General features: G+C 59.9%; 22 protein-coding genes. 18 read left to right on the top strand and 4 right to left on the bottom strand.

The window, feature by feature from the left end; all coding sequences use genetic code 11:
- Positions 1 to 30 precede the first annotated feature (30 nt).
- From ML401_RS38605 to ML401_RS38545, 13 genes are all read left to right on the top strand, one after another.
- The gene (locus ML401_RS38605; protein ID WP_285813038.1) at positions 31 to 2013 is read left to right on the top strand and encodes a conjugal transfer protein TraG; all 1983 of its coding nucleotides are present in this window, start codon (positions 31 to 33) and stop codon (positions 2011 to 2013) included.
- A gap of 7 nt (positions 2014 to 2020) precedes the next feature.
- Entirely contained in the window at positions 2021 to 2449 is a 429-nt protein-coding gene (locus tag ML401_RS38600) for a CopG family transcriptional regulator (RefSeq protein WP_285813037.1), read from the top strand.
- Between the two features lie 201 nt (positions 2450 to 2650).
- A complete protein-coding gene (trbB, locus tag ML401_RS38595) occupies positions 2651 to 3571 on the top strand; it encodes a P-type conjugative transfer ATPase TrbB (protein ID WP_285813036.1) in 921 nt (306 codons plus the stop codon).
- A gap of 47 nt (positions 3572 to 3618) precedes the next feature.
- Positions 3619 to 3888 carry a TrbC/VirB2 family protein gene (locus ML401_RS38590; protein ID WP_232995658.1) on the top strand — a complete coding sequence of 90 codons (270 nt, stop codon included), beginning with the start codon at positions 3619 to 3621 and terminating at the stop codon, positions 3886 to 3888.
- Positions 3888 to 4151 carry a VirB3 family type IV secretion system protein gene (locus ML401_RS38585; protein WP_285813035.1) on the top strand — a complete coding sequence of 88 codons (264 nt, stop codon included), beginning with the start codon at positions 3888 to 3890 and terminating at the stop codon, positions 4149 to 4151. The genes ML401_RS38590 and ML401_RS38585 overlap by 1 nt, the downstream gene beginning before the upstream one ends.
- A gap of 11 nt (positions 4152 to 4162) precedes the next feature.
- Positions 4163 to 6604: a conjugal transfer protein TrbE gene (gene trbE, locus ML401_RS38580; protein WP_285813034.1), complete on the top strand. Its 2442-nt coding sequence runs from the start codon at positions 4163 to 4165 to the stop codon at positions 6602 to 6604.
- Positions 6601 to 7332, top strand: a complete 732-nt coding sequence (gene trbJ / locus ML401_RS38575; RefSeq protein WP_285813033.1) for a P-type conjugative transfer protein TrbJ — start codon at positions 6601 to 6603, stop codon at positions 7330 to 7332. Before trbE ends, trbJ begins: the two co-directional genes overlap by 4 nt.
- On the top strand, positions 7332 to 7706 hold the full coding sequence (gene trbK-alt / locus ML401_RS38570; protein ID WP_285813032.1) for a putative entry exclusion protein TrbK-alt: 375 nt from the start codon (positions 7332 to 7334) through the stop codon (positions 7704 to 7706). Before trbJ ends, trbK-alt begins: the two co-directional genes overlap by 1 nt.
- Positions 7703 to 8932 (top strand): P-type conjugative transfer protein TrbL, encoded by a 1230-nt coding sequence (gene trbL, locus ML401_RS38565; RefSeq protein WP_285813031.1) that lies wholly within the window; start codon positions 7703 to 7705, stop codon positions 8930 to 8932. Before trbK-alt ends, trbL begins: the two co-directional genes overlap by 4 nt.
- A gap of 458 nt (positions 8933 to 9390) precedes the next feature.
- Positions 9391 to 10074: a conjugal transfer protein TrbF gene (trbF, locus tag ML401_RS38560; protein ID WP_285813030.1), complete on the top strand. Its 684-nt coding sequence runs from the start codon at positions 9391 to 9393 to the stop codon at positions 10072 to 10074.
- Between the two features lie 62 nt (positions 10075 to 10136).
- Entirely contained in the window at positions 10137 to 11054 is a 918-nt protein-coding gene (trbG, locus tag ML401_RS38555) for a P-type conjugative transfer protein TrbG (RefSeq protein WP_285813405.1), read from the top strand.
- The gene (locus tag ML401_RS38550; RefSeq protein ID WP_285813029.1) at positions 11051 to 12259 is read left to right on the top strand and encodes a TrbI/VirB10 family protein; all 1209 of its coding nucleotides are present in this window, start codon (positions 11051 to 11053) and stop codon (positions 12257 to 12259) included. The genes trbG and ML401_RS38550 overlap by 4 nt, the downstream gene beginning before the upstream one ends.
- A 4-nt stretch (positions 12260 to 12263) precedes the next feature.
- Positions 12264 to 12500 (top strand): DUF2274 domain-containing protein, encoded by a 237-nt coding sequence (locus ML401_RS38545; RefSeq protein ID WP_285813028.1) that lies wholly within the window; start codon positions 12264 to 12266, stop codon positions 12498 to 12500.
- On the opposite strand, the gene ML401_RS38540 is transcribed toward ML401_RS38545, so the two are convergent.
- The 3 genes from ML401_RS38540 to ML401_RS38530 form a co-directional block, all read right to left on the bottom strand.
- Positions 12470 to 13435, bottom strand: coding sequence for a LysR family transcriptional regulator (locus tag ML401_RS38540; protein ID WP_285813027.1), 966 nt, complete (start codon positions 13433 to 13435; stop codon positions 12470 to 12472). The two genes, ML401_RS38545 and ML401_RS38540, sit on opposite strands and share 31 nt — an antisense overlap.
- 59 nt (positions 13436 to 13494) lie before the next feature.
- Positions 13495 to 14127: an acyl-homoserine-lactone synthase gene (locus tag ML401_RS38535; RefSeq protein ID WP_285813026.1), complete on the bottom strand. Its 633-nt coding sequence runs from the start codon at positions 14125 to 14127 to the stop codon at positions 13495 to 13497.
- Positions 14128 to 14208: 81 nt separating this feature from the next.
- Positions 14209 to 14940 (bottom strand): LuxR family transcriptional regulator, encoded by a 732-nt coding sequence (locus ML401_RS38530; protein WP_285813025.1) that lies wholly within the window; start codon positions 14938 to 14940, stop codon positions 14209 to 14211.
- An 820-nt stretch (positions 14941 to 15760) separates the two neighbouring features.
- Here ML401_RS38530 and ald point away from each other — a divergent pair.
- Positions 15761 to 16873: an alanine dehydrogenase gene (ald, locus tag ML401_RS38525; protein WP_285813024.1), complete on the top strand. Its 1113-nt coding sequence runs from the start codon at positions 15761 to 15763 to the stop codon at positions 16871 to 16873.
- Positions 16874 to 17242: 369 nt separating this feature from the next.
- Here the strand turns inward: ald and ML401_RS38520 are convergent, their stop codons facing one another.
- Positions 17243 to 17719, bottom strand: a complete 477-nt coding sequence (locus ML401_RS38520) for an Lrp/AsnC family transcriptional regulator (RefSeq protein WP_285813023.1) — start codon at positions 17717 to 17719, stop codon at positions 17243 to 17245.
- Positions 17720 to 17887: 168 nt separating this feature from the next.
- On the opposite strand from ML401_RS38520, the gene ML401_RS38515 reads away from it, so the two are divergent.
- The 4 genes from ML401_RS38515 (at position 17888) to ML401_RS38500 (ending at position 24108) form a co-directional block, all read left to right on the top strand.
- Positions 17888 to 19387 (top strand): NAD-dependent succinate-semialdehyde dehydrogenase, encoded by a 1500-nt coding sequence (locus tag ML401_RS38515; RefSeq protein WP_285813022.1) that lies wholly within the window; start codon positions 17888 to 17890, stop codon positions 19385 to 19387.
- Between the two features lie 11 nt (positions 19388 to 19398).
- Entirely contained in the window at positions 19399 to 20787 is a 1389-nt protein-coding gene (locus tag ML401_RS38510) for an aminotransferase (RefSeq protein ID WP_285813021.1), read from the top strand.
- 712 nt (positions 20788 to 21499) lie between these two features.
- Positions 21500 to 22729, top strand: coding sequence for a RidA family protein (locus ML401_RS38505; RefSeq protein WP_285813020.1), 1230 nt, complete (start codon positions 21500 to 21502; stop codon positions 22727 to 22729).
- Positions 22730 to 23046: 317 nt separating this feature from the next.
- Entirely contained in the window at positions 23047 to 24108 is a 1062-nt protein-coding gene (locus tag ML401_RS38500; RefSeq protein WP_285813404.1) for an ABC transporter substrate-binding protein, read from the top strand.
- The last annotated feature ends 3 nt before the right edge of the window (positions 24109 to 24111 follow it).

Here is a 24111-nt window from a genome sequence, read left to right as displayed (position 1 = left end):
CAGAGCATTCAGCGAAGGAGAGCTTTGTCGATGTCTGGAACCAAGATCTTGTGGGGGCAGCTAGTGGCTGTCGGCGCGATCGTCCTGCTCACGATCTGGAGCGCGACGGAGTGGACCGCCTGGCGCTTGGCCTTCCAACCCGAGCTCGGTCTGCCCTGGTTCAAGATCTACGGATTTGCAGTCTATTACCCGCCCGAGTTCTTCTGGTGGTGGTTCGTGTTCGATGCCTATGCACCTGACGTATTCACCGAGGGCGCCTACATCGCCGCCTCTGGAAGCTTTCTCTCCATCGCCGTGGCCATCGCCATGTCTGTCTGGCGCGCCCGGGAGGCCAAGGACGTTGCCACCTATGGCTCGGCCCGATGGGCCAAGCTTGAGGAGGTGAGGGCGGGAGGTTTGCTGAGCGCGGACGGGGTCGTGCTTGGCCGGCTGGAGAAGAACTACCTGCGTCACGACGGACCCGAGCACGTCCTCTGCTTTGCGCCAACGAGGTCCGGCAAGGGCGTCGGGCTCGTCGTCCCCTCGCTGCTGACATGGCCGCACTCGGCCATCGTGCACGACATCAAGGGTGAGAACTGGCAGCTCACAGCCGGGTTTCGGTCGAAGCACGGCCGTGTGCTGCTGTTCGATCCGACCAATGCCAGATCATCCGCCTATAATCCGCTTCTGGAGGTCCGGCGCGGGGAGTGGGAGGTCAGGGACGTCCAGAACGTCGCAGATGTGCTGGTGGACCCGGAGGGCTCGCTCGACAAGCGGAACCATTGGGAGAAGACCAGTCATTCCCTGCTCGTCGGGGCAATCCTTCACGTCCTCTATGCCGAGCCCAACAAGACGCTCGCCGGCGTCGCCGCTTTTCTGTCGGATCCCAAGCGGCCGATCGAAACGACGCTAAATGTAATGATGACGACAGTGCACCTCAAAGACCAGGGGCCGCATCCCGTCGTGGCCTCTACGGCAAGAGAGCTGCTGAACAAATCCGAGAATGAACGCTCGGGCGTACTTTCGACGGCGATGTCCTTCCTCGGACTTTATCGGGATCCCGTCGTCGCCGAAGTGACGAGCCGTTGCGACTGGCGGATCGCCGACCTCATCGCAGACAACCGCCCGACCACGCTCTACCTGGTCGTGCCGCCCTCGGATATTTCGCGAACCAAGCCATTGGTCCGCCTGATCCTCAACCAAATCGGGCGGCGGATCACCGAGGACCTTCAGGATAAGGACCGCCGTCACCGCGTGTTGCTGATGCTGGACGAATTTCCAGCTTTGGGACGACTCGACTTCTTCGAGTCCGCACTGGCTTTCATGGCCGGCTACGGCATCAAAGCCTTCCTCATTGCCCAGTCGCTGAACCAGATCGAGAAGGCCTACGGCCCGAACAACGCGATCCTGGACAACTGCCATGTCCGGGTAAGCTTTGCGACCAATGATGAGCGCACCGCAAGGCGCGTCTCCGATGCGCTGGGGACCGCGACCGAGATACGCTCCATGAAGAACTACGCAGGCCATCGGCTCAACCCATGGCTCGGCCATCTCATGGTCTCGCGCCAAGATACCGCGCGGCCGCTTCTGACCCCAGGAGAAGTCATGCAGCTGCCACCATCGGACGAGATCGTGATGGTGGCAGGCACGCCTCCAATCCGTGCCAGAAAAGTACGCTACTACGAGGATGAGCGATTTGCCGAGCGCGTACTTGCCCCGCCAGCTCCCGCCAAGATCCGACCGTCTTCTCGCACGGACAGCTGGTCAGGCCTGAACGCCGCTGTTTCTGATGGGACCGCCGCCGAACATGCCGGCGGTGGCGCTGACACGGCCAATAGCGGGCTGCGGCGAGAGCCCGAACTTCCGGATCACGTCGCCATTGTCAAGGAAACGACGGAGGTCGCGCCGGCTGGGGAATTCGCCGTGCTGGAAGACGACGAAGATGCCGTGCGCCAGTCGCGCCTGCTGCGGCAAAAGATGCGCGGCGTCGCGCGGCAAGCCGCGCTCGACCCGAACGATGGCATTGATTTGTGAGGAGATCATGCGCAACCGCATGAACGTCTATTTCCCTCCGGAGCTGTTGGCGCAGATCACGGAACTTGCCGATCGAAAAAACATCTCACGGTCTGCAATCGTCGAGGCAGCGGTCAGCTCGTTCCTGTCCCCGGATGGCTCGGACCGGCGAGAAGCCGCCTTTTCGCGTCGTCTCGACCGAATATCGCGCCAAATGCAACGCCTCGAACGCGACCTCGGGCTTACCGCTGAGACTCTGGCTCTGTTCGTGCGATTCTGGTTGACCGTCACGCCCCCGCTGCCGCCCGATGCCCAGGCCGCCGCCCAAGCCAAGGGGCGGGAGCGCTTCGAGGGATTTGTCGAGACGCTGGGGCGCCGCCTGCAAAAGGGGCAGAGTTTCCTGCGCGAGATTCCCGAAGATATCGTTCGGCAGCCGGCGGACGAAGACAGCAACTGACATCGGTTGTTGAGGCTTTGCGCCAATGTTTCTCTTTCTACTCTAACTTACGACCCGACGAGCCACGTTGTTGCGTCATCTTCCATCGTGGTTTTTCTAATCGTCCCCATCTGAGGCGCTCGTGGGGGGCGCCCTCAAGCGAATGGGGCGCTCGTGATAATCCAGTCGGCTCAGGCGGAAGCTATCTCGCGCGGCGCGCGCATGCTGCGCAGTGCGCTCGGGCCTGCGGTCGCGCGCTATCTGGAAGACGCCGCCGTCATCGAAGTGATGCTCAATCCCGACGGGCGGCTCTGGATCGACCGGCTGTCCGGCGGTTTGGAGGATACCGGCCAACAGCTGTCACCTGCGGACGGGGAGCGCATCATTCGGCTTGTCGCGCATCATGTCGGTGCTGAGGTCCATGGAGCTGCTCCCCGGATCTCGGCTGAGCTGCCGGAAACCGGAGAGCGGTTCGAGGGATTGTTGCCGCCGGTCGTTGCTCACCCAACCTTTGCGATCCGAAAGCCGGCGGTCGCTGTCTTTACGCTCGACGATTACGTCGCCGCCGGGATCATGCGCGCCGGTCAAGCCGCGATGCTGCGGGACGCCGTTGCCGGGCGACAGAACATCCTCGTCGCGGGCGGCACGTCGACAGGCAAGACCACGCTGACCAATGCGCTGCTGGCGGAGGTTGCCAAGACCTCCGACCGGGTCGTTCTGATCGAAGATACCAGGGAGCTGCAATGCCTGGCAGCAAACCTCGTGTCTCTGCGAACCAAGGACGGCGTGGTCTCGCTGTCTGACCTCGTGCGCTCTTCACTTCGGCTGCGGCCGGATCGAATTCCAATCGGTGAGGTCCGAGGCGCGGAGGCGCTCGATCTCCTCAAGGCCTGGGGCACGGGGCATCCCGGCGGCATCGGCACGATCCACGCAGGTTCTGCGCTCGGGGCGCTACGTCGCCTGGAGCAGCTCATCCAGGAAGCGGTCGTCACCGTCCCGCGCGCGCTCATTGCCGAGACCATCAATGTCATCGCCGTCCTTTCGGGGCGCGGCGCCGATCGCCGCCTTGCCGAGCTCGCCCGCGTCGAGGGCATCAGTGCGGGCGGCGACTACAGTCTTTCACCAGCAGGAGATCTCAAGTGAACCATCGCCTCCAGACTTCGCAAGCTTTCACCCTGGCCTTGATTGCCATGACCACGACCGCTACCCCCGTCATGGCCGCCGGCTCCAACATGCCCTGGGAGCAGCCGCTCAACCAGATTCTGCAATCGGTCGAGGGGCCTGTCGCCAAGATCATCGCGGTCATCATCATCGTGGTCACAGGCTTGACGCTGGCCTTCGGCGATTCGTCCGGCGGCTTTCGCCGGCTGATCCAGATCGTCTTCGGCCTGTCGATTGCCTTTGCGGCTTCGAGCTTCTTCCTGTCGTTCTTTTCGTTTGGCGGCGGCGTGGTGATCTGATGCAGGAGGGCGTCGCAGGCTTCCTCGTGCCGGTGCATCGCGCATTGACCGAACCGATCCTGATGGGCGGAGCGCCGAGAGCTGTTGCGATCGTCAATGGCACGCTCGCAGCGGCACTTGGATTGGGATTGCGCCTGTGGATCGCGGGCCTGCTGCTCTGGGCGCTCGGCCACGCCGCAGCTGTATGGGCCGCAAAGCGCGATCCCGCTTTCGTCGAGGTCGTACGCCGCCACCTGCGAATTCCCGCTCATTTCGATCTTTAGGAACCTTTCCCATGTTGAATCTTGCCGAATACCGCAAGTCGAACATCCGCCTCGCGGACTTCCTTCCCTGGGCCGCGTTGGTCGATGAGGGCATTGTCCTGAACAAGGACGGCTCGTTCCAACGCACGGCCAAATTCCGCGGGCCCGATCTCGACAGCGCAGTGCCGGCGGAACTCGTCGCCGTTGCGGGCCGGCTCAACAATGCGCTGCGCCGCCTTGGCTCGGGCTGGGCGGTCTTCGTCGAAGCCCAGCGTCACTCGGCGGGAGCATACCCGCCGAGCATGTTCCCGGACGTCGCCTCCGCGCTCGTTGACGCCGAGCGCAAGGCCCAGTTCGAGCAGGAGGGCGTTCACTATGAGTCGAGCTACTATCTTACGCTTCTTTATCTTCCGCCGCCGGAGGACGCCGCTCGGGCCGAGCGGCTCCTCTATGAGGGCAGCGCTCGCACCGAAGATGCCGATGCGCGGCAGGTGCTCGCTGGCTTCGTCGATCGGACGGCTCGCCTCCTGCAGCTGATCGAAGGCTTCATGCCCGAATGCCGCTGGCTCGATGACAGTGAAACACTGACCTATCTTCACGCGACGATCTCGACAAAGCGTCATCGTGTCCGCGTCCCGGAAATCCCGATGTACCTGGATGCTCTGCTGGCGGATCAGCCGCTCTCGGGAGGGCTCGAGCCGATGCTGGGAGCGGCGCATTTGCGGGTGCTCACCATCGTCGGTTTCCCGAGCGCCACGACCCCTGGGATTCTTGATGACCTCAATCGGCTTGCCTTCCCCTATCGCTGGTCGAGCCGAGCCATCATGCTCGACAAGTTGGAAGCCACAAGGCTGCTGACCCGAATTCGCCGGCAGTGGTTCGCCAAGCGGAAGTCTATTGCCGCGATCCTGAAGGAGGTGATGACGAACGAAGCATCCTCGCTGCTGGATACCGATGCGCACAACAAGGCGATGGACGCGGACGCCGCGCTCCAGGAACTTGGATCCGACGAGATCGGAGAGGCCTTTGTCACCGCCACTGTCATCGTTTGGGATCTGAATGCAAGGGCGGCCGACGAAAAGCTCCGCCAAGTGGAAAAGGTCATTCAGGGCCGCGATTTCACCTGCATGGTCGAGACGGTCAATGCCGTCGAGGCGTGGCTCGGCAGCCTCCCCGGCCATGTCTACGCCAATGTTCGGCAGCCTCCGATCTCCACCTTGAATCTCGCGCACATGATTCCTCTCTCTGCCGTCTGGGCAGGCGAGGCGAGGGACCAGCACTTCAACGCGCCGCCGCTGCTCTTTGGCAAGACGGAAGGCTCGACGCCATTCCGCTTCTCCCTTCACGTTGGCGACGTCGGGCATGCTCTTGTTGTGGGACCGACCGGCGCCGGCAAATCGGTTCTGCTCGCGTTGATGACCCTTCAGTTCCGCCGCTATCCCGGCTCGCAGGTGTTCGCATTCGATTTTGGCGGCTCGATCCGAGCGGCCGCGATCGCCATGGGCGGCGATTGGCACGACCTTGGTGGAGCGTTGTCGGCCGATGATGGCGCACCGATCGCACTGCAGCCGCTGGCCTGGATCGACAATCCCGCCGAACGGGCCTGGGCGACTGACTGGGTGGCCGCTCTTCTTACACGAGAGAAGGTCGATCTTTATCCAGAAGGCAAGGACCATCTGTGGTCGGCCCTGACCTCGCTTGCCTCGGCACCGGTACCCGAGCGGACGCTAACCGGGCTTTCTGTCCTTCTGCAGTCGAACGTCCTCAAGCGCGCTCTCCAGCCCTATTGTCTGGGTGGGCCCTATGGGCGGCTGCTGGATGCAGAATTCGAGCGGCTTGGGGAAGCCTCAGTCCAGGCATTTGAGACCGAAGGACTGATCGGAACGGGGGCTGCGCCGGCCGTACTCGCTTATCTTTTTCACCGGATCGGTGACCGGCTCGACGGCAGGCCTACATTGATCATCGTCGACGAGGGGTGGCTAGCGCTCGATGATGCCGATTTCGCAGGACAGTTGCGGGAGTGGCTGAAGACGCTCCGAAAAAAGAACGCCTCGGTGGTGTTTGCCACCCAGTCCCTTTCCGACATCGACGGCTCGGCAATCGCCCCCGCAATCATCGAGAGCTGCCCGACGCGGCTGCTCTTGCCAAACGAGCGCGCGATCGAGCCGCAGATCACAGCCATCTATCGCCGGTTCGGGCTCAATGATCGCCAAATCGAACTCCTGAGCAGGGCTACGCCGAAGCGCGACTATTATTGCCAGTCTCGCCGAGGCAACCGCATGTTCGAGCTTGGCCTCGGCGAGGTCGCACTCGCCTTTACAGCCGCATCAGCCAAGTCCGATCATCTCGCAATCGAGCGCTTGGTCGCCGAGCACGGCGCCGAGGGGTTTCTAGCGGTCTGGCTTGAGCACCGCGGAGCAAGCTGGGCTATCGACCTCATCCCGAATCTGAACAATCTGGAGCCGTCACGATGAGCCCTCGACGCTTACGTTTCGCCATCACGATCCTTGTCGCGTCGGCTCTTTCCAGCGGCACTGCGCGTGCCCAGTGGATCGTGTTCGATCCCAACAATTACGTTCAGAACGTGCTGACCGCAGCGCGGGAACTGCAGCAGATCAGCAACCAGATCACCTCGTTGCAAAACGAAGCACAGATGCTGATCAACCAGGCGAAGAACCTGGCGAGCCTGCCTTATTCCTCACTCCTGCAGCTTCAGACCTCGATCCAGCGCACCCAGCAGCTCCTCGGCCAAGCGCAGCACATCGCCTACGACGTCCAACAGATCGATCATGCTTTTGCAACAAGCTATGCGCCGGCAACAAGCAGCCAGTCCGATGCCGCGCTGTTTGCGGGAGCGCAGACGCGCTGGCAGAACTCCGTCGGAGCGCTTCAGGACGCTCTTCGCCTCCAAGCCGGCGTTGTGGGCAACCTCGACACCAATCGCATTCAGTTGTCCGCCCTGGTGAGCTCGAGCCAGAGCGCCAGCGGTGCGCTCCAGGCAACCCAGGCCGGTAATCAGCTTCTCGCCCTTCAGGCCCAACAGCTCGCCGATCTCACCGCGGCCGTCGCGGCCCACGGCCGGGCACAGGCTCTCGAAGCAGCCCAACGCGCAGCGGCCCAAGACCAGGGCCGCGAACAGCTGCAGCGCTTTCTGACTCCTGGGCCCGGCTATCAATCCTCCAACGTACAGATGTTTCACTGATGAGTGATCCGAAAACTATCAAGGCGGTGTCGATCGCGATCACCGTTTTTGGCGGCATGGCAGCAATCATCGCATGCACGCTCACGCTGCGGCATCATGCGGGTGAGGTCGAACACCGGCGGATGACTGCCGAGATACCGAGCGCGCACGAGGCTGACCTGATCCGTTGCCGTGCCGTGACATCCACGCAAACTGATGCCTATGAGTCTTGCCGGAAGGTCTGGGCAGAAAGCCGCCGGCGCTTCCTTGGGCAGAAGACGGACTCGAAGGGTTCGTCAGTTGGCTCTTCGGCGGAACAGGCTTTGGAAGCAAAGGATCAAAGCCGATTGCCTCAAGGCTATCTAGCCCGTCCTGCGGTAGGGAGCGATCAATGACCGGCACGGGCATCATCGACCAATTCCTGGAGACCTTCACACGCTACATCGACAGCGGCTTTGGTCTCGTGGGCGGGGAAGTCGGGTACCTCGCAACGACCCTCGCTGCCATCGACATCACGCTTGCGGCGCTGTTCTGGAGCTGGGGTGCGGACGACGACATCATCGCGCGGCTGGTCAAGAAAACGCTCTTTGTCGGGGTTTTTGCGTACCTGATCGGAAATTGGAACAGTCTCGCCCGTATCGTCTTCGAGAGCTTTGCGGGCCTTGGGCTGAAGGCCTCCGGCACCAGCTTGTCGGCCGGCGATTTCGTGCGGCCGGGCAAGATCGCGCAGGTGGGCCTCGATGCAGGCCGTCCGCTCCTGGACTCGATCTCCAGCCTGATGGGCTACATCAGCTTTTTCGAGAACTTCGTCCAGATCGTGGTTCTGTTGTTTGCCTGGGCAATCGTGCTTCTTGCCTTCTTCATTCTGGCCGTTCAGCTTTTCGTGACACTGATCGAGTTCAAACTCACCACATTGGCCGGATTTGTGCTGATTCCCTTCGGCCTGTTCGGCAAGACCGCCTTTGCGGCAGAGCGCGTCCTCGGCAACGTGGTCTCATCAGGCATCAAGGTGCTGGTGCTGGCTGTGATTGTCGGCATCGGCTCAACACTGTTTTCGCAATTTACGTCGGGCTTCAACGGCGCCCAACCGACCATCGAAGCTGCCATGACATTGGTTCTTGCGGCGCTATCGCTGTTGGCGCTGGGGATCTTCGGACCGAGCATCGCGAGCGGTCTGGTCTCCGGTGGCCCGCAACTCGGCGCAGGATCTGCGGTCGGCACAGCACTTGCCGCAGGCGGTGCTGTGGTGGCGACAGCCGGGCTTGCTGCAGGTGCAGCAGGTCTCGCCGGCGGGGCGCTCGTGGGCGCCGGTAGGATGGGCGCAAGCGCTGTCACTGGCACCGCAGCGGCATATCGCAGTGGCGGCCTCACGGGCGTCGCTAATGCGGCCGCCTCGGCAGCTGCAAGCCCACTTCGCAGGATGGCCTCGACGGTTGGCGGAGGCGGGCACTCGACGAGCACTCCACCTCAGACCGCGAGCGGAAGGCCCACTTGGGCTCAGCGCATCAAGCAGAGCCCGGGCCTTGATCGGGGCGTATCGGCGGCAGCTCATGCAGTCAAATCCGGCGATTCCGGTGGCAGCGGTAGCTCGGTCGATCTCTCCCAGGACGAGCGCCGATGATTGGGATTTCCGAGAACGGCGCATGGCCGCCACACTCTGCCCAATCTGTTGCGATGATCAGCCGTCCTCGTGAAACCTCCGCAGTGCGCCGGCTGGGGCGTCAATGCGTCATTCACACCTCTCGCTTCCTGTCCTTCACGCTGACACCGGCTCTGATCTGGCAAGCGATCCATGGCCAGATTCCGTCCGACGCGTCGCCGCGCCAACGGCCTCTTCTTCTCGGTGTCGCGGGTGCGAAGGCGGGAATGGGCTCGGCTCTTTTGCCGCGCAATCCGGCGCAGCTTCCGGAAGTCAGGGGACTCAGTCGCAGTATTCGCCGCCGGCGGTGCAGAAGCTGCCCCATCGTACGGTGCTTGTGCGTGTTCGCGCGCGTGATCCGCATCGAGCAGCCGACATGAGCAAAACGCCGCGTGGTGCCGGCTCGCGACGATGGATGAGGGATACTCAGGGGATGTTCAATGTTTAAGAGATCAGCAACGCATTACGGCCGCGCGCCGGCGGCATTCACGCCTTATCAGAAGGCAGGTCAAGTCTGGGACGAGCGCATCGGCTCGGCTCGCCTGCAGGCAAAGAACTGGCGCTTGATGGCGTTCGGCTGCCTTGCTCTGTCTTGCAGCCTTGCCGGCGGGCTGATCTGGCAATCGACACAAGGAACGATAACACCGTGGATCGTCGAGGTTGACCGGCTCGGTCAAGCTCAGCGGGTCTCGCCTGCGAGTTCCGACTATGACCCGACAGACCCACAAATTGCCTGGCACCTGGCGCGGTTCATTGAAGATGTGCGCGCCCTGCCGTCCGATGCCATCGTGCTGCGGCAAAACTGGCTCCGGGCCTACGACTTCACGACCGATCGCGGGGCCGTCGCACTCAATGAATATGCCAGGGCCAACGACCCGTTCGCCAGGCTCGGCAAGGCGCAGGTCTCGGTGGAAGTGTCCAGCGTCATAAGGGCCTCGCCCGACAGCTTTCGTGTCGCATGGATTCAGCGCGCTTACGAGAACGGCTCGCTCGCCTCAACTGAACGATGGACGGCGATCCTGAGCATCGTGATTCGAACGCCGCGTGATGCCGATCGGCTGCGCAAAAATCCTCTCGGAATCTATGTGAATTCGATCAATTGGTCCAAGGAGTTGGGGCAGTGAAAGCATACCCGCGCGAGTTCAAGACAGCGCCCACGAAGAAGGGCATTACTTCGGCAGCCGTCATGCTTGGCTGTATGCTCAGCGGCTGCTCGACCTTCATTCCCCCCGAGATCAGCTATGACACAGATGTGCCGCCGCTACCTGTGGCGGCGGCGCTGCCAGATGATCGTCCGCATCCCCTGCATGTGCCTCCATCCTGGAAGCCCTCGCTTGGCGGCAAGCCAGGTGCCAAGGAGGATGTCGAGCCGGTCAACCGGATCGAGACCGCCAACAGCGCGGCACGCGTCGAGCCTAGGCGGAGAGGCTATTTCAACGCCGCACAGATCTACAGCTATAGTCCCGCAGCACTTTATCAGATTTATGCCGCGCCGGGACAGATCACCGACATTGCTCTTGAGGAGGGGGAGCAGTTGACCGGCTCCGGCCCGCTCGCAGCCGGCGACACCGTGCGATGGGTCATCGGCGACACCGAAAGCGGCAGCGGCGAGGAGCGCAGGGTGCACGTGCTGGTCAAGCCGACGCGCGCCTCCATCGAAACCAATCTCGTCATCAATACTGATCGCCGCACCTATCTCCTCGAGCTCCGCTCGCGCGAGAAGCCCTACATGCCGTCGGTCGCGTGGTACTATCCACAAGGTCGGATCAAGCGGCATCAATTGCCTCCTGTTCCGCTGCTCCCAGAGCTTGCACAGCGGCGCTTTCGGTATGCGATCGAGGGGGACAATCCGCCCTGGCGTCCCGTTTCAGCCTACGACGACGGCCGAAAAGTCTACATCGAGTTCTCGCAAGGTATCGTCCAAGGCGAAATGCCGCCGCTGTTTGTGCTCGGGCCTGACGGTAAGAGCGAAATCGTCAATTATCGCACCTATGGCAGCGTCCTGATCGTCGACCGCTTGTTTGCGGCTGCCGAACTGCGGCTTGGTGGAGAACATCAACAAAAGGTCAGGATCGTCCGCACCGACGGGAGGTTTTCGTCATGACGGAAGAACACCGCGAAGATGGGACCTCCCCGAACGGCGAACAGGAGACAGGTGAACTCAAGGATGGGTTTCGGCTCCGGCCCGAATACCCGAGCGTCACCCGCTTGTCTCGCAAGGTGCTGCTGACCGGAACCGCGCTCTGCCTGGTGCTGGTCGCCGCCGCGGCAACATGGGCGCTCCAGAAACAGCGGCCGCGTGAGGCCGCTTCCGAGGAGCTCTATCCGGCTGACCGTCACAATGTTGCTGAGAGCGTCACAGCGCTGCCGCCGGACTACTCGAAGGTCACCCCTCCTGTCCCCCAGCTTGGGCCGCCTCTTCCCGGCGATCTCGGCAGACCAATCCTGGCCGCCAAAGGCCAGATCGGCGCGCCAGGCGCTGCAGGCGATCAGGAGCAGCAACGCCGCGATCAGGAGCAGGAGGCAGCTCGGGTGAGCCGACTGTTCGCCTCTACCAATGTGAGGGAAACAGCAGCTGCGAGCGGAGCACAAGCAGTTAGCGCCAATGGTCCTTCGCTGATCCCGAGCAGCGAGGACGGATCACTCCAGAACGGCCAGGACCGGAAGCTCGCCTTCGTAAATGCGACGACCGATCGGCGGACCACCAGTTCCGATCGCGTCGTGAAAGCGCCATCACCTTATGTGGTGCAGGCCGGATCGGTTATTGCCGGCGCCTTGATCACGGGCGTTCGCTCCGATCTGCCCGGAATGATCACGGCTCAGGTGAGCGAGAATGTGTATGATACGCCCACCGGGCGCTTTCTACTCATCCCCCAGGGTGCCAGGCTGATTGGCATCTATGATAGCCAAGTGAGTTTCGGTCAATCCCGCGTGCTGCTCGTCTGGACCCGGCTGATCATGCCGAACGGCCACTCGATCGTCCTGGAGCGCCAGCCCGGAACAGACCCGCAAGGTTATGCCGGCCTTGAGGATCAAGTCGACAATCATTGGGGTGAGCTGTTCAAGGCGGCGGCACTGTCGACCTTCCTGGCAGTCGGCTCGGAAGCGGGTGCAGGTTCCGATGCGAGCAGCAGCAACAGCGCAATCATTAGTGCCCTCAGGCGCGGTGCATCAGATTCGCTAAATCAGGCAGGCCAACAAGTGGTCCGCCGCAGTCTCAATATCCAACCGACGTTGACGATACGCCCGGGATACCCGGTTCGTGTCCTGGTCAACCGTGACCTCATTCTTGAACCTTATAGAGGCTAGCCGCATGCCCAAATTGAAGATCGCAGCGCTTGTCGACGATCGACCGGTCAAAATGACGGTCGAACTCGCGGCCCATGTTCACCGGGATTTGCACGTCTATGCCGATGTGCTGGCGAAGCAAACCGGACAGGCTGTCGAGCCTGCCAAGCTCATTGGCCCGATGTTGGCGCGCTTCATGGCGACAGATCGGGCTTTTGCGAAATCAAAACGTCAAGCCCGCTCTTCCCCTCCTGAAGTATAACATTCTCTCAGAAGCGCGAGGAAGTCGGCCACAACGGGTCTTTCATCGCCGGTTCTGACATGAGCTGACACTGTGATCCGACTGGGTCCGCTTGCGTCGTGCAGTTCGCGATACACCACCCCTGGGAATCCGGCGTGAGCTTCGGATGCCAATAGCGGCGTGACGCCGCGGCCAATGCTGACGAGACTGGTCAGCTTGCCGCGGCTCACGTCGCAAGCCTCGATCTTGGCGCCGTTTCCGCAAGCAGCAAGTCTGCAGACGAGAATATCTTCGACTTCTCTTGCGGGATCCTCGTGGCTGATGAGAACGGTCCTGCCTTTAAGGTCGGAGCTGGAAACCCTCTCGTTCTGGGCTAGCTTATCATTGGAGGTCAGTGCGATGAGAATACCTTCCCGCCATACGGGTATGGATGTCGTGAGCAGCATGGACGACAGGCCCTCTGGCGCGATCGCGATATCGAGCGAACCCATCTGAAGCGCGATCAGGAGTTTCGGCATGGCGCGTTCAAGGACCGCGACCTTGATTGCCGGATAACGGCTTTGAAACTCGGCGATCGTGGGCGCTATTCGTCCTGCGGAGACGAATGGGCAGAAGCCGACAGCCAGGTGATCCGCCCGCTTGGACAGGGTCGAGACTGTCGCCTTCGATAATGAATCGACCTGCTCGATGATAAGCTTTGCCGTCCTCAGGAATATCGTACCTGAGGCTGTTGGATTCATCCCGTATCTCGATCGCTCGAACAAGGGGGCACCGGCGAGGCATTCCAGTCGTCCGAGCGCCCGACTAACGGCCGAGTGCTCGATCCCCAGCACTTTGGCTGCGCTCCGGATGCTGCCAGATTCATGGACGGTCACGGCAACGCGCAGATGTTGTAAACTTATAGGATTGGATATTGGTCGCTGTGTTTGACAGGCGAGGCGGTCGATTGGAGGCATTTACAAATCAAGTTGCGGCGATCTAAGTCGGATGAGTTCTGCGGGCAACAAGCCGGCGGTCAGGCGGCATGCGACAGGACTGGAGTCCAGAGAACCGGGCCGCCGAGTCCGCCGGCCGCACGTATCCTGTCCAAAGCATTGAGCGTGATTTCCAGGTGGCCGGCGACAGCAAGCGTGTTTCCAATTTCACAAGGTGATGCAATCCGGCCGAGCGGCCATCCTGCGCGCCTCAGAATTCGCTCCATCCGGACGTCGGTGACTGTGACGATGCTGGTGAGCTGTCGAGACAGACCAAACTCGATCATACCCGCGAAAAGCTCATAAGTTGCCCTCGCAAGCCCATGCCCCGCCTTCGGAGCATCTGGAGGAAGATCGACTGCAAAGCGGCTGCTCTCCCACACATGAGGATCCGATGGGGCAGGGCATCCTCCGAGGAGCACCGGAAACGTATCGCGGATCATAGTCGGGCCGGTTGTCGGCAAAAGGCGAACCGACCCCTGCACCAGTCCCTCGACCGACGTTTGGACGAGATATACCGGACCTAGCGCGTCAAACTCGTCGGTCTCCATCTCGCCGGAACTGTGAACGCTCCAATCTAATCTTTGCTTGAAGACGCGATGCCGCAGCCTGTGCATGGCCGCTAGCGTTTCGGAGAACGCGCCGTAAACTGGTTCGGCAATCAGTTGAATCATGACCCCTCCTGTCCGGATTTCGACTATATGGGGGAGCCGGGTGCAAATGACACCACGTACAACTAGAGGGGCGGCGCGGCCCTAATCTTGCCTAACTGCCTTAGCAGCGCCAAGTCGTGAAGTCGCTTCGGCCAATGTCCTCACGCCCAGCTTGTTCTTTGCATTATTCAAATAGGACTTCACGGTATTTGGCGATATCTGCAGGATCTGCCCAATCTCCCATGTGGTCTTGCCCTTTGCGACCCAGTCGAGGCACTCCATTTCGCGACGTGAGAGCTCAACGTTAGCGATCACCAGTTCATGAGAGAGCTTTTGCCGCACGCGCCGGTCGAAAGAAATGGCCATGAACTGGAGGACCTCCGAGCGGCGCTCAATGCCCAATTGAAATGCTCGGTCATTCTGGTCGGTGGCAAACGTCAAGGCGGCCATCGAGGCGCCGTTGTGGATCGGAACGGTGAAGCCCAATCGGATCCCACATTGAGCACCTTCGTCGAGCAAGCTTCGCTGCGCCGGAGACCTCAATTTATGAGGCTCCTTGTGGTCCCAGCTAAAGGGCTCCGTGGTCGCCAGCGCACGCTCGATAATGGGGTCGAGGCGCTCATAGTGATTGCGCACATAATGCGCAACCCAATTGGCGGGATACGTGGAGATCACGAACGCGTTCTCGCCCCGTCTCTTCGGCCAGCCCAGATAAGCCAAACATGGCAGCTCAAGTGCGCGTCCCGTGACCGCCAAGGCGTCGCTAAAGCCATCGGCGTTGTTCGCATTGATCAGCAGATTGAGAAAATTCTGGAAGATACGGTGCGTGCTCATTCGCATACGGTTCGGTAGAGAAGATGAGCGACGTTACGAGTCCCTTCGCTACGTAAAGGCAAGTGTTCCAAAGACCCGCGACGTCATGCTGTTGGCGACCAGCGATCGAGCTGCAACTAGTGAGTCACGTCCGCTCACTTTCGAATGACACAACCGATCACTGTTTGTGGGCGATTCTGTAGGCCAGAACCACCAAAGCACGCAAGGACAACAAGCCCTGATGCTTTGGCGGTCATTTTCCACACTCCCCAACTACTCCGCCGAAGGGCCGCCCGGCGAAGATTATTAAATGGTCGCAGCCTTGCGCGCATCGCGACAATTGGCAGGATCTATGCGCGCATCTGCGGGTCGAACCGATTGTGCTGCCGGGGCCAGTTGAATTCTCGCGGATCGCCCCAGACAGGTGCAAGCTCGGCAAATCCCGGGCTCAGGTGCTTCTTTGCGGCTTTGTTTTCCTTCGGCGCGATCCTTCTGACCCTGTTCATTCGGCCTCCTTCGCTGGCACAGTCCTTACTACTGGACGGACAGGCCCTCGCAAACGGCTTTGCTAAGAAGCGCCTTCTTTCGATCTTTGAAATTGCGGTCGGCAGCGAAGTTCCTCTTTTAGTTGGGTCCTAAGCGCCCGCTGCATTCGGGCGAATGGATGCCGTCTAACCAATTTGTACCCACCAAGCTGCCTTATCTTGAGTGTCTTTTGCTCTCTGGATTCCTGCGTAGAGGCACCAAAGTTCGCCGGATTTCGGCGCCTTCTTCACCTCAAGCAAGACCGATTGTAGCGGCTTTCTGATTACAAGATACGCATCTAGCAAGGAGATAGTAGATGAAGGTGGGTGTCCCCAAGGAGATCAAAACGCACGAGTACCGCGTGGGCCTCACCCCGGGAGCAGTACGCGAATATGTTGCCGCTGGCCACAGCGTTCTGGTCGAGACGAATGCCGGCGCAGGCATCGGTTCGACTGATGATGACTACCGCCGGGCCGGTGCGACAGTTCTCAACTCCGCTCGTGATGTCTTTGCGTCCAGCGAGATGATTGTAAAGGTCAAGGAGCCGCAGCCTTCCGAATGGGTGCAGCTGCGAGAGAACCAAATCCTTTTCACGTACCTGCATCTGGCTCCCGATCTGGAGCAAGCTAACGGGTTGCTCAAGTCTGGGTGCACCGCGGTCGCATACGAAACAGTTACTGATGCGCAAGGAGGGCTCCCGCTGCTTGCGCCGATGAGTGAGGTCGCGGGCCGGCTTGCGATAGAAGCGGCCGGAACGGCACTGAAGCGATACACAGGTGGCCGCGGCCTGTTAATTGGTGGCGTTCCCGGTGTTCAACCTGCTCGCATTGTCGTGATCGGAGGTGGAGTCGTCGGCACACATGCCGCGCGTATGGCCGTCGGTCTTGGCGCCGAGGTCACCGTCATCGATCGCTCCATACCGCGTCTGCGAGAACTCGATGAAGTATTCGAGGGACGCGTTCGTACCAGGTACTCGACTATCAACAGCGTCGAAGAAGAAGTCTTCGCGGCAGACGTCGTCATTGGCGCTGTGCTTGTGCCAGGCGCAAGCGCCCCCAAGCTCGTTAGTCGTAAAATGCTGAGCTCGATGCGCAAAGGCTCTGTCATCGTCGACGTCGCGATCGATCAGGGCGGCTGTTTCGAAACCTCTCATGCGACAACCCACGCCGAACCCACATACGAGGTTGACGGCGTCATCCATTACTGTGTCGCTAATATGCCTGGCGCGGTCCCGCTTACTTCAAGCCACGCTTTGAATAACGCGACCCTTCCCTTTGGCTTGGCCCTGGCCAACAAAGGGTTTGCGGCCGTTCTTGAAAATCCGCATCTACGTGCAGGCCTGAATGTCTATCGAGGACGGCTAACCTATAAGGCCGTCGCGGACAGTTTGGGGCTGCCGTTCTCACCGATCGAACAGGCTGCGGCCTGATCCCAGAGGCCTCCCTAGGGGGCGTTTCCTCCCTGACTTGAGGGGCCACGCTTTTGGTGTGGCCCCTTTTTTTCAAGACCAGGTGACGACTGCCAGAGATATTACTCGGCCAGCTCACTTCCTGGTCAGCCTCCTGCTGCAGCGATTCTTCGACACGATCGGCGCTTGACCATTCCCCACTTCCTCTCCTTCGCGGTGCGATCAGAAAGTTGCGCGAGGGATCAAGGTTGGACCGGCGCCTACTGAGTCCGATCGCACCCACAAGAGAGTACACCGCGAACAAGCCGCGAAGGTGGCGTGCTTCAGGAGCTGTATGATAGTTGGGCGATAAGAACGCCTCACAAGCGGAGGGAAAGATGCACCTACAATTCAGTCTTCCGACGGAGGTTCGATCGGAATAGCAAACCCCGTCTTTACCCGATCCATTATCACCATGGTCTTAAATCCCTTGATGTCCGAGTTCTCATAAAAGAAGCGCCGCGTGAACTGCTCGTAATCCTCCATCGTGCGGGCGGTAATGTAGAGAACGAAGTCAGCATCACCCGTGACATAGAAACCGTTTACGACCTCAACCGATGATTTAATCGCCTTTTTGAACTTGTCGATGATGTCCGAACGCTCGCGCTCCAAACTCACCAGCACCAGCATTTGAATTGGCCTCCCGACGGCTTTAGCCGAAACAATCGATACATCGGCCTCGATTATTCCATCGGAGCGCAATCGCTTTAGACGCCGCTGACAGGCCGTTGCCGAAAGGCCGGCCATTTCGCCGATGACCTCTGACGTTAGACGATTATTCTTCTGCACAATTTCCAGGATGCGGGCGTCAATCCGATCATATTGCATAATGGTGCTCCAGCCTTCAGGTGCATTCCGTCGCAAAGCGCGCGGGTGTTGCAGGAATTCCTCCGACCGGCGGGGAAATGCGACGCAAATCTCTGTGCATTACCACTATCCTGAATGCATGGACTATTTCAACAATTGACGGTGCGGTACCCACAAATGACGTTTCAAATGACGCGGCATGAAAGCCCGCACCCAATTGGACTCGCCACCCGTCATCTCCAAACTCTGCAGCGTCGCGATTTCCTCGCGGGAGCAGCCCTCGTCGACGGTCATTGGATGGCTGACGGAGAGCGAGATCGTGTGATCGACCCTGCTACCGGGGAACAGATCGCAGATGTTGCTCGTTGCGGCGCCGCCAAAATGCAGGTGGCAATCGCTGCAGCTGAGCGATCCTTCAAAGCTTGGCGAGAATTATTGCCGGCACGGAGGGGAAGCATTCTTGGGTCTTGGGCCTCATTGATGCTTGAGCACGCCGACGAGCTGGCGATTCTGGTGACGAGCGAACAGGGCAAACCTCTCGCAGAAGCGCGCCAGGAAATCGCTTACGGAGCTGGCTTCCTTGAGTGGTTTGCTGCGGAGGGGGAGCGGGCATATGGAGAAACGATCCCGAGCCACAAGGCAGGCAGCCTGCTTCAAGTGCGAATGCAGCCCATTGGCGTCGCCGCCGCAATCACGCCGTGGAATTTCCCTGTTGCCATGATCACGAGGAAGGCGGGCGCCGCTCTTGCCGCCGGATGTCCTATCATTGTGAAGCCTGCCCCAGAAACACCGCTCTCTGCGCTTGCCCTTGCTAGGCTGGCCGAGCAAGCCGGGTTCCCGCCCGGCGTGTTTCAGGTGCTCGTTGGAAATCCAATCGATCTCTCGGCGCCGTTGTTAAGTGACACGAGAGTCCGGGCGCTTTCGTTTACGGGTTCTACGACAGTTGGCCGCCTGCTTCTTGAGGGAGCAGCGGAGAGCCTCAAGAAGGTGTCGCTCGAGTTGGGCGGACATGCCCCTTTTATGGTGTTTGACGACGTCGATCTAGCTAAGGCCGTCCAGGGAGCGATAGCGGCAAAGTTTGCTACGTCCGGCCAAGATTGTTTGGCTGCCAACCGCATCTATGTCCAAAGAGGCATCTATAGTGCCTTCGTTGACGCTTTCGCCGCAGCGATGGCTCGACTCAAAGTCGGACATGGTCTTGATCCGACAACTGATATTGGGCCAATGACCAAGTTGTCGGTTGCCGATAAATGCAGATCTCAAATCGATGACGCGATCAAGAAGGGAGCGCGACTTGTTTCAGGGAAACAGGGTGCTCTGGGTGCCAATTTCGTTGCTCCGACACTTCTCAGCGAAGTTACCGAGGACATGCTTATCGCTCGCGAGGAAACCTTCGGCCCAGTCGCAGCCGTACTTCCCTTCGATTCCGAAGAAGAGGTGATTGCCCGAGCGAACGCAAATGAGATGGGGCTCGCCGGCTACATCTACACGGACGACTTACGTCGCGCGATGCGCCTTTCCGAGCGAATCGAATGCGGCATGCTCGGTATCAACACAGCTTCATTCACCGGGCCGCCCATTCCGTTCGGGGGCTGGAAGCAATCTGGGCTCGGTCGCGAAGGATCGCGGCATGGCTTAGCGGAGTACATGGAACTTAAATACGTCTGCTTCGGCGATCTGGCCGCTTAGGAGAAAACAAGATGATGGACATCAAAACCATTGCCGAACGGGATCGCTCAAGTGTTTTGCATCCTTTCACCCAGCTCAAGGACTTCGCCAGCGGCAAACTTGGCGATCCGACGATCGTTACTGGCGGGAATGGCATCCGTATCCAGGACGCAGAAGGCCGCAGCTATATCGACGGCTTTGCTGGCCTCTATTGTGTAAATATCGGCTACGGGCGTACCGAGGTAGCCGAAGCCATCGCTCGCCAAGCGTATAAGTTGGCATATTACCACACATATGCGGCCCATACGACCGAGGAGCTGGCCACACTTTCGGATCGCCTCGTACGAATGGCGCCTGGGAAGGCAAGCAAAGTATTCTACGGGCTGTCCGGGTCGGATGCCAACGAGACCCAGGCCAAGCTCGTCTGGTACTATAACAATCTGCGTGGTCAGCCTAAAAAGAAAAAGATTATCTCACGTGAACGAGGCTACCATGGCTGCTCGGTGATTTCTGGCTCCATGACCGGAATGTCATTCTACCATGACCACATGGACCTCCCATTCCCGGGCATCCTGCACACAGGCGCCCCCCATCACTATTGGGGCGCTGAGCCAGGCGAAACGGAACAGGATTTTTCTCGTCGGCGGGCCGCCGAGCTCGAACAGCTCATTGTGCGGGAAGGACCGGAGACGGTGGGCGCCTTCATTGCGGAGCCGGTGCTCGGCACCGGCGGTATCACACCGCCACCTGCAGGCTACTGGCAGGCGATCCAGACCGTTCTGAATCGATACGATGTTCTTCTGATCGCCGATGAGGTAATTTGTGGTTTCGGTCGTACAGGCGCAGACTTCGGAAGCACGCTCTACGGAATCGAGCCAGATCTTGTGACGGTCGCGAAAGGGTTGACGTCGGGCTACATGCCACTATCCGGAGCCATCGTTGGTGAAAAAGTTTACAAGGTGATGGAAGAGGGGGCCGATCGCGTCGGCGCATTCTCGCACGGCTACACTTATTCCGGCCATCCGATCGCGGCAGCCGCCGCGAATGCAGTCCTAGATATCGTCGAGCAGGAACGGCTAAGCGATCGCGCGAGGGATGTCGGCGCGTATTTTCAGAAGCGGCTAAAGGAGCGATTTGCCCAACTGGAAATCGTTGGCGAGGTGCGAGGTGTGGGTTTGCTTGGCGCAGTCGAGTATGTTTCGGATCGCCAAACAAAACGGCGGTTCGATCCGGAACTAAAGGTCGGCGCGCGCATCTCGAAAGCTGCTCGTGATCGCGGGCTCATTGCTCGAGCGATGCCGCATGGAGACATCCTTGGTTTTGCTCCGCCTCTCGTCGTGTCCAAAGCAGAGATCGATGAGATTGTTGAGCTCGCATATCAAGCAACCAGGGAGGTCATGGACGCACTCGCAAAAGAATAGGCGATCTCATAGGCATGGGCCGCTTGATATCCCGGATCCAAACACCCCGGATCGGCAAGTCCGCCGTAACGCCGGAATTTGATCGGACGAAACGCGTCTGAGCTTGGATACGGAGCAGCGGATCATCGGAGGGTGCCGCGAACTCAAGCTCGAAATTCTTGCAGGCGTGCTTCAGGGGACGTAACGGTCAATTTCGGCTGCCAGTTCCTCGATGCGAGAGAAGGCGACCTCGTCGAGGGCGGACGAAGTCAGCCGGGTCGACCCTCTGTGATTTTCGTACAAGCCAGCTAACGGCCAGACAGCAGACGCTGTTCACCTTCTCTGGGTCAACTAATTGCGCGACGGCGGACGGCAATCGTGTAACTCGGTTTACTCACCCTGAAGGGGACCTTCACGTGCGTAAAAAAGACACTCGTTTGCGCACGGCGCTGACGAACCGATCCTTTCGCTCGAATTTCGGCTGCCATTTGGCCTGCAATATCGCCCCCTAAGCCGGCCTTGCGTGCCTCGCATGTCCACCGTCGGGCTCTACCAAGGCCTTCGAACGAGTAGGATGTTCGATTTATGAAACACCACTCATAGAGATTTCAGTCAGTTAGAGCGCTCAAGAAAACATCTTCTCATCAGTCTGGGCGGAGATAACCTGCACGTTATTCGGTGTATGGCGATCTGGCCTCACCAAGGCGTCGCAACCAATCGAAGTGGGGGATCCATGGAAACGAGGCCCGGCATCTGGAACCTGCCGATCGCTCACACGCACCATCTGTCGGGCACCGCAGGCACATTGAGCTTCGTTGGAGGCGCGGGCGATTTCGACTCAGCTGGGCGGATTCGTAATTCAGGCGACATCGATAAACAAATCAAAGGCGCGATGTCGAACGTTGCGGAGGCACTCGCCAACGAATCGTGCACGCTCGACGATGTAGTGAGACTCAAGGTGCACTACACCGGCGAACGAGGCGACTGGGAGATGATTGCTGCGTTGGCACCCTTCTTCAATATGGAACCCATGCCAGCAATCAGTACGATGCCGGAACCCATGCAGCCTTTTTCCGGCCAGACGGTCCAGATTCAAGCTATTGCCCAGCGCGGTTGGCGCGCGAACTCGGATGTCCGAGCTGTACCGCGCCTGGTGCCGCAACAGAGCCAAACACTATTCGGCGATCGTACCGTGACTGCTGGCTTGCGAGCGGGGGAGTTCATTGCGCTCGCCAGCCGCACAGCCGAGGACGCTGACGGCACAGTGCAGCATCCGGGTGACGGCGTCGCCCAGAGTCACTTCATTATGGAGAGGCACGCGGAGACTTTGGCCGCGCTCGGCGCATCGTTCCAGGACTGCGTCAAGCTGGAGGGCTACTACTTCGGTAACACTCGCGAACAATGGGAGCCACTTTCCAGGGCGCGAGCATGTCACTTTCACAACCGGGGGCCTGTTGCAACGGTTGTGCCCTGCCACAATCTTCATCCGCGAGGGGCCGCAACCAAGGTCGAGGTCATGGCGATGCGCGAGCTGCGGAACGGCTACGACAAATATATCCCGCGCGAGGACCACTGGCCTGCGCGCGTTTGGGATTGGACTTACTCTACACCTTACCGTCAGGGCATCCGGCTGCGGGATACGGTGTGGCTTGGCGGCCAAGTGCCCTCGCAGCCTCACAGTAACAAAGGGCGGTCCGTCATGGAGGGCCTGCTCATGCCGCAGACCCGCTTCACGATGAGCTATATCGAGGATCTCCTGCGGCCATTTGGCCGGTCGCCGGCCGATTTGAAGCTCATGGTCTGCTACTTCACCTCGACGGGTACTGAGGCTGAGACCCTGGCCTTTGCAAAGACTCTTGCCGACTGTGTGGGCGGGGCGCTTCCGCCCGTGACGCTCGTGCCGAAGCCCATGATGCACAACCCGAACACCACCGTTGAGATATGGGGCGTCGCGCAAGGCTGACCCCTTCGCTCCGAGGCGAAGAGAGGCTTCAGTCCGCGTTGCGTCTGCCATCACAAAGCGCGAGACACTCACCTTCTGGCCAGCGACACCGCCGCTCGTCCTTCGCGATCGGTTAGAGATGGTGGCCTGCCCCTGAAGGGCCCTGCGTGCCGATCACGTAGATGGAGGAAGACTTCGGCTCTTACCGAAACGTATTAAGGGCCGAGAAATTCCGCGGAGGGCTCTAATGAACTGCGGTCGACGGAGTCTGACGCGAACACTTCGACTTTTTGGGGAACGCCCCTAGTCGGGGGCCGCATAGCAGAGAGGAGCAGATGATGGGGAAGTCACTGATGATCGCGAGCGTGCTGGCAGTTACCGGCGCAGCAGCAGGAGTGCTTGCATTGAAACAACCCGCCTTTGCGGACGAGCGGCTTACAATTACCTCGTTCGGAGGGGCTTACCAAACGGCGCAGCGCAAGGCCTATTTTGAGCCTTACACCAAGCAGACTGGCGTGAAGATCACTGAGGGAGAATATAATGGTGAAGTCTCGAAGATCCGCGCGATGGTAGAATCGAAAAGCGTCAGCTGGGACACCATCGATACCGACGCAGTAGTGGGCGTGCAGCCCTGTGCCGAGGGTATCATCGAGAGGATCGACTGGAAAACACTGGGCCTAGACAGAGACAGGTTTACAGGGGCTGACAACGATTGCTCCGTACCGGCGGATTTCTATGCCACAATACTTGCTTATGACAAAGATAACCTGCCGAACGGCCCGAAGACCCTCAATGATCTCTTTGATACGCAGAGGTTTCCGGGTAAGCGCGGATTACTTAAAAGTCCGTTCGGCAACCTCGAATGGGCGCTCATCGCCGACGGTGTCGCGATCAAGGACGTTTACAAGGTTCTTGGCACTTCCGAAGGTGTAGATCGCGCCTTGAAGAAGCTCGACACAATCAAGAAAGATGTTGTCTGGTGGACGGCAGGCGCCCAGGCGCCCCAGCTTCTCGCCGACGCCCAGGTCGTCATGACCTCGGCTTGGAATGGTCGGATCTATGAAGCGGTCAAAAACTCCGGAAAGCATTTCGAGATCATGTGGGATGCTCAGGAGCTCGGAATGAATGTGTGGGTGTTGCCCAAGGGCGGACCGCGCCTGGAAGCCGCATACAAGTTCCTCGCCTTCGCCACGTCACCAGCGGTACAAGCGGAGCAAACTCGATACATCTCTTATGGGCCCGCCAACAAGGACGCCATCTCGCATGTGGATCCAGCGGTCCTTCCGCACTTGCCAACCGCGCCCGATCATATGACTAACGCCCTGCTGATCGACGCCGCCTTCTGGGCCGAAAGGGGTGATGAGTTGCGCCAGCGCTTCACCGCCTGGCTGGCCAAATGAACC

The organism is Bradyrhizobium sp. 62B (assembly GCF_030272265.2).
GTDB lineage: Bacteria > Pseudomonadota > Alphaproteobacteria > Rhizobiales > Xanthobacteraceae > Bradyrhizobium.
This window is presented reverse-complemented; position numbering and strand designations above follow the sequence as displayed.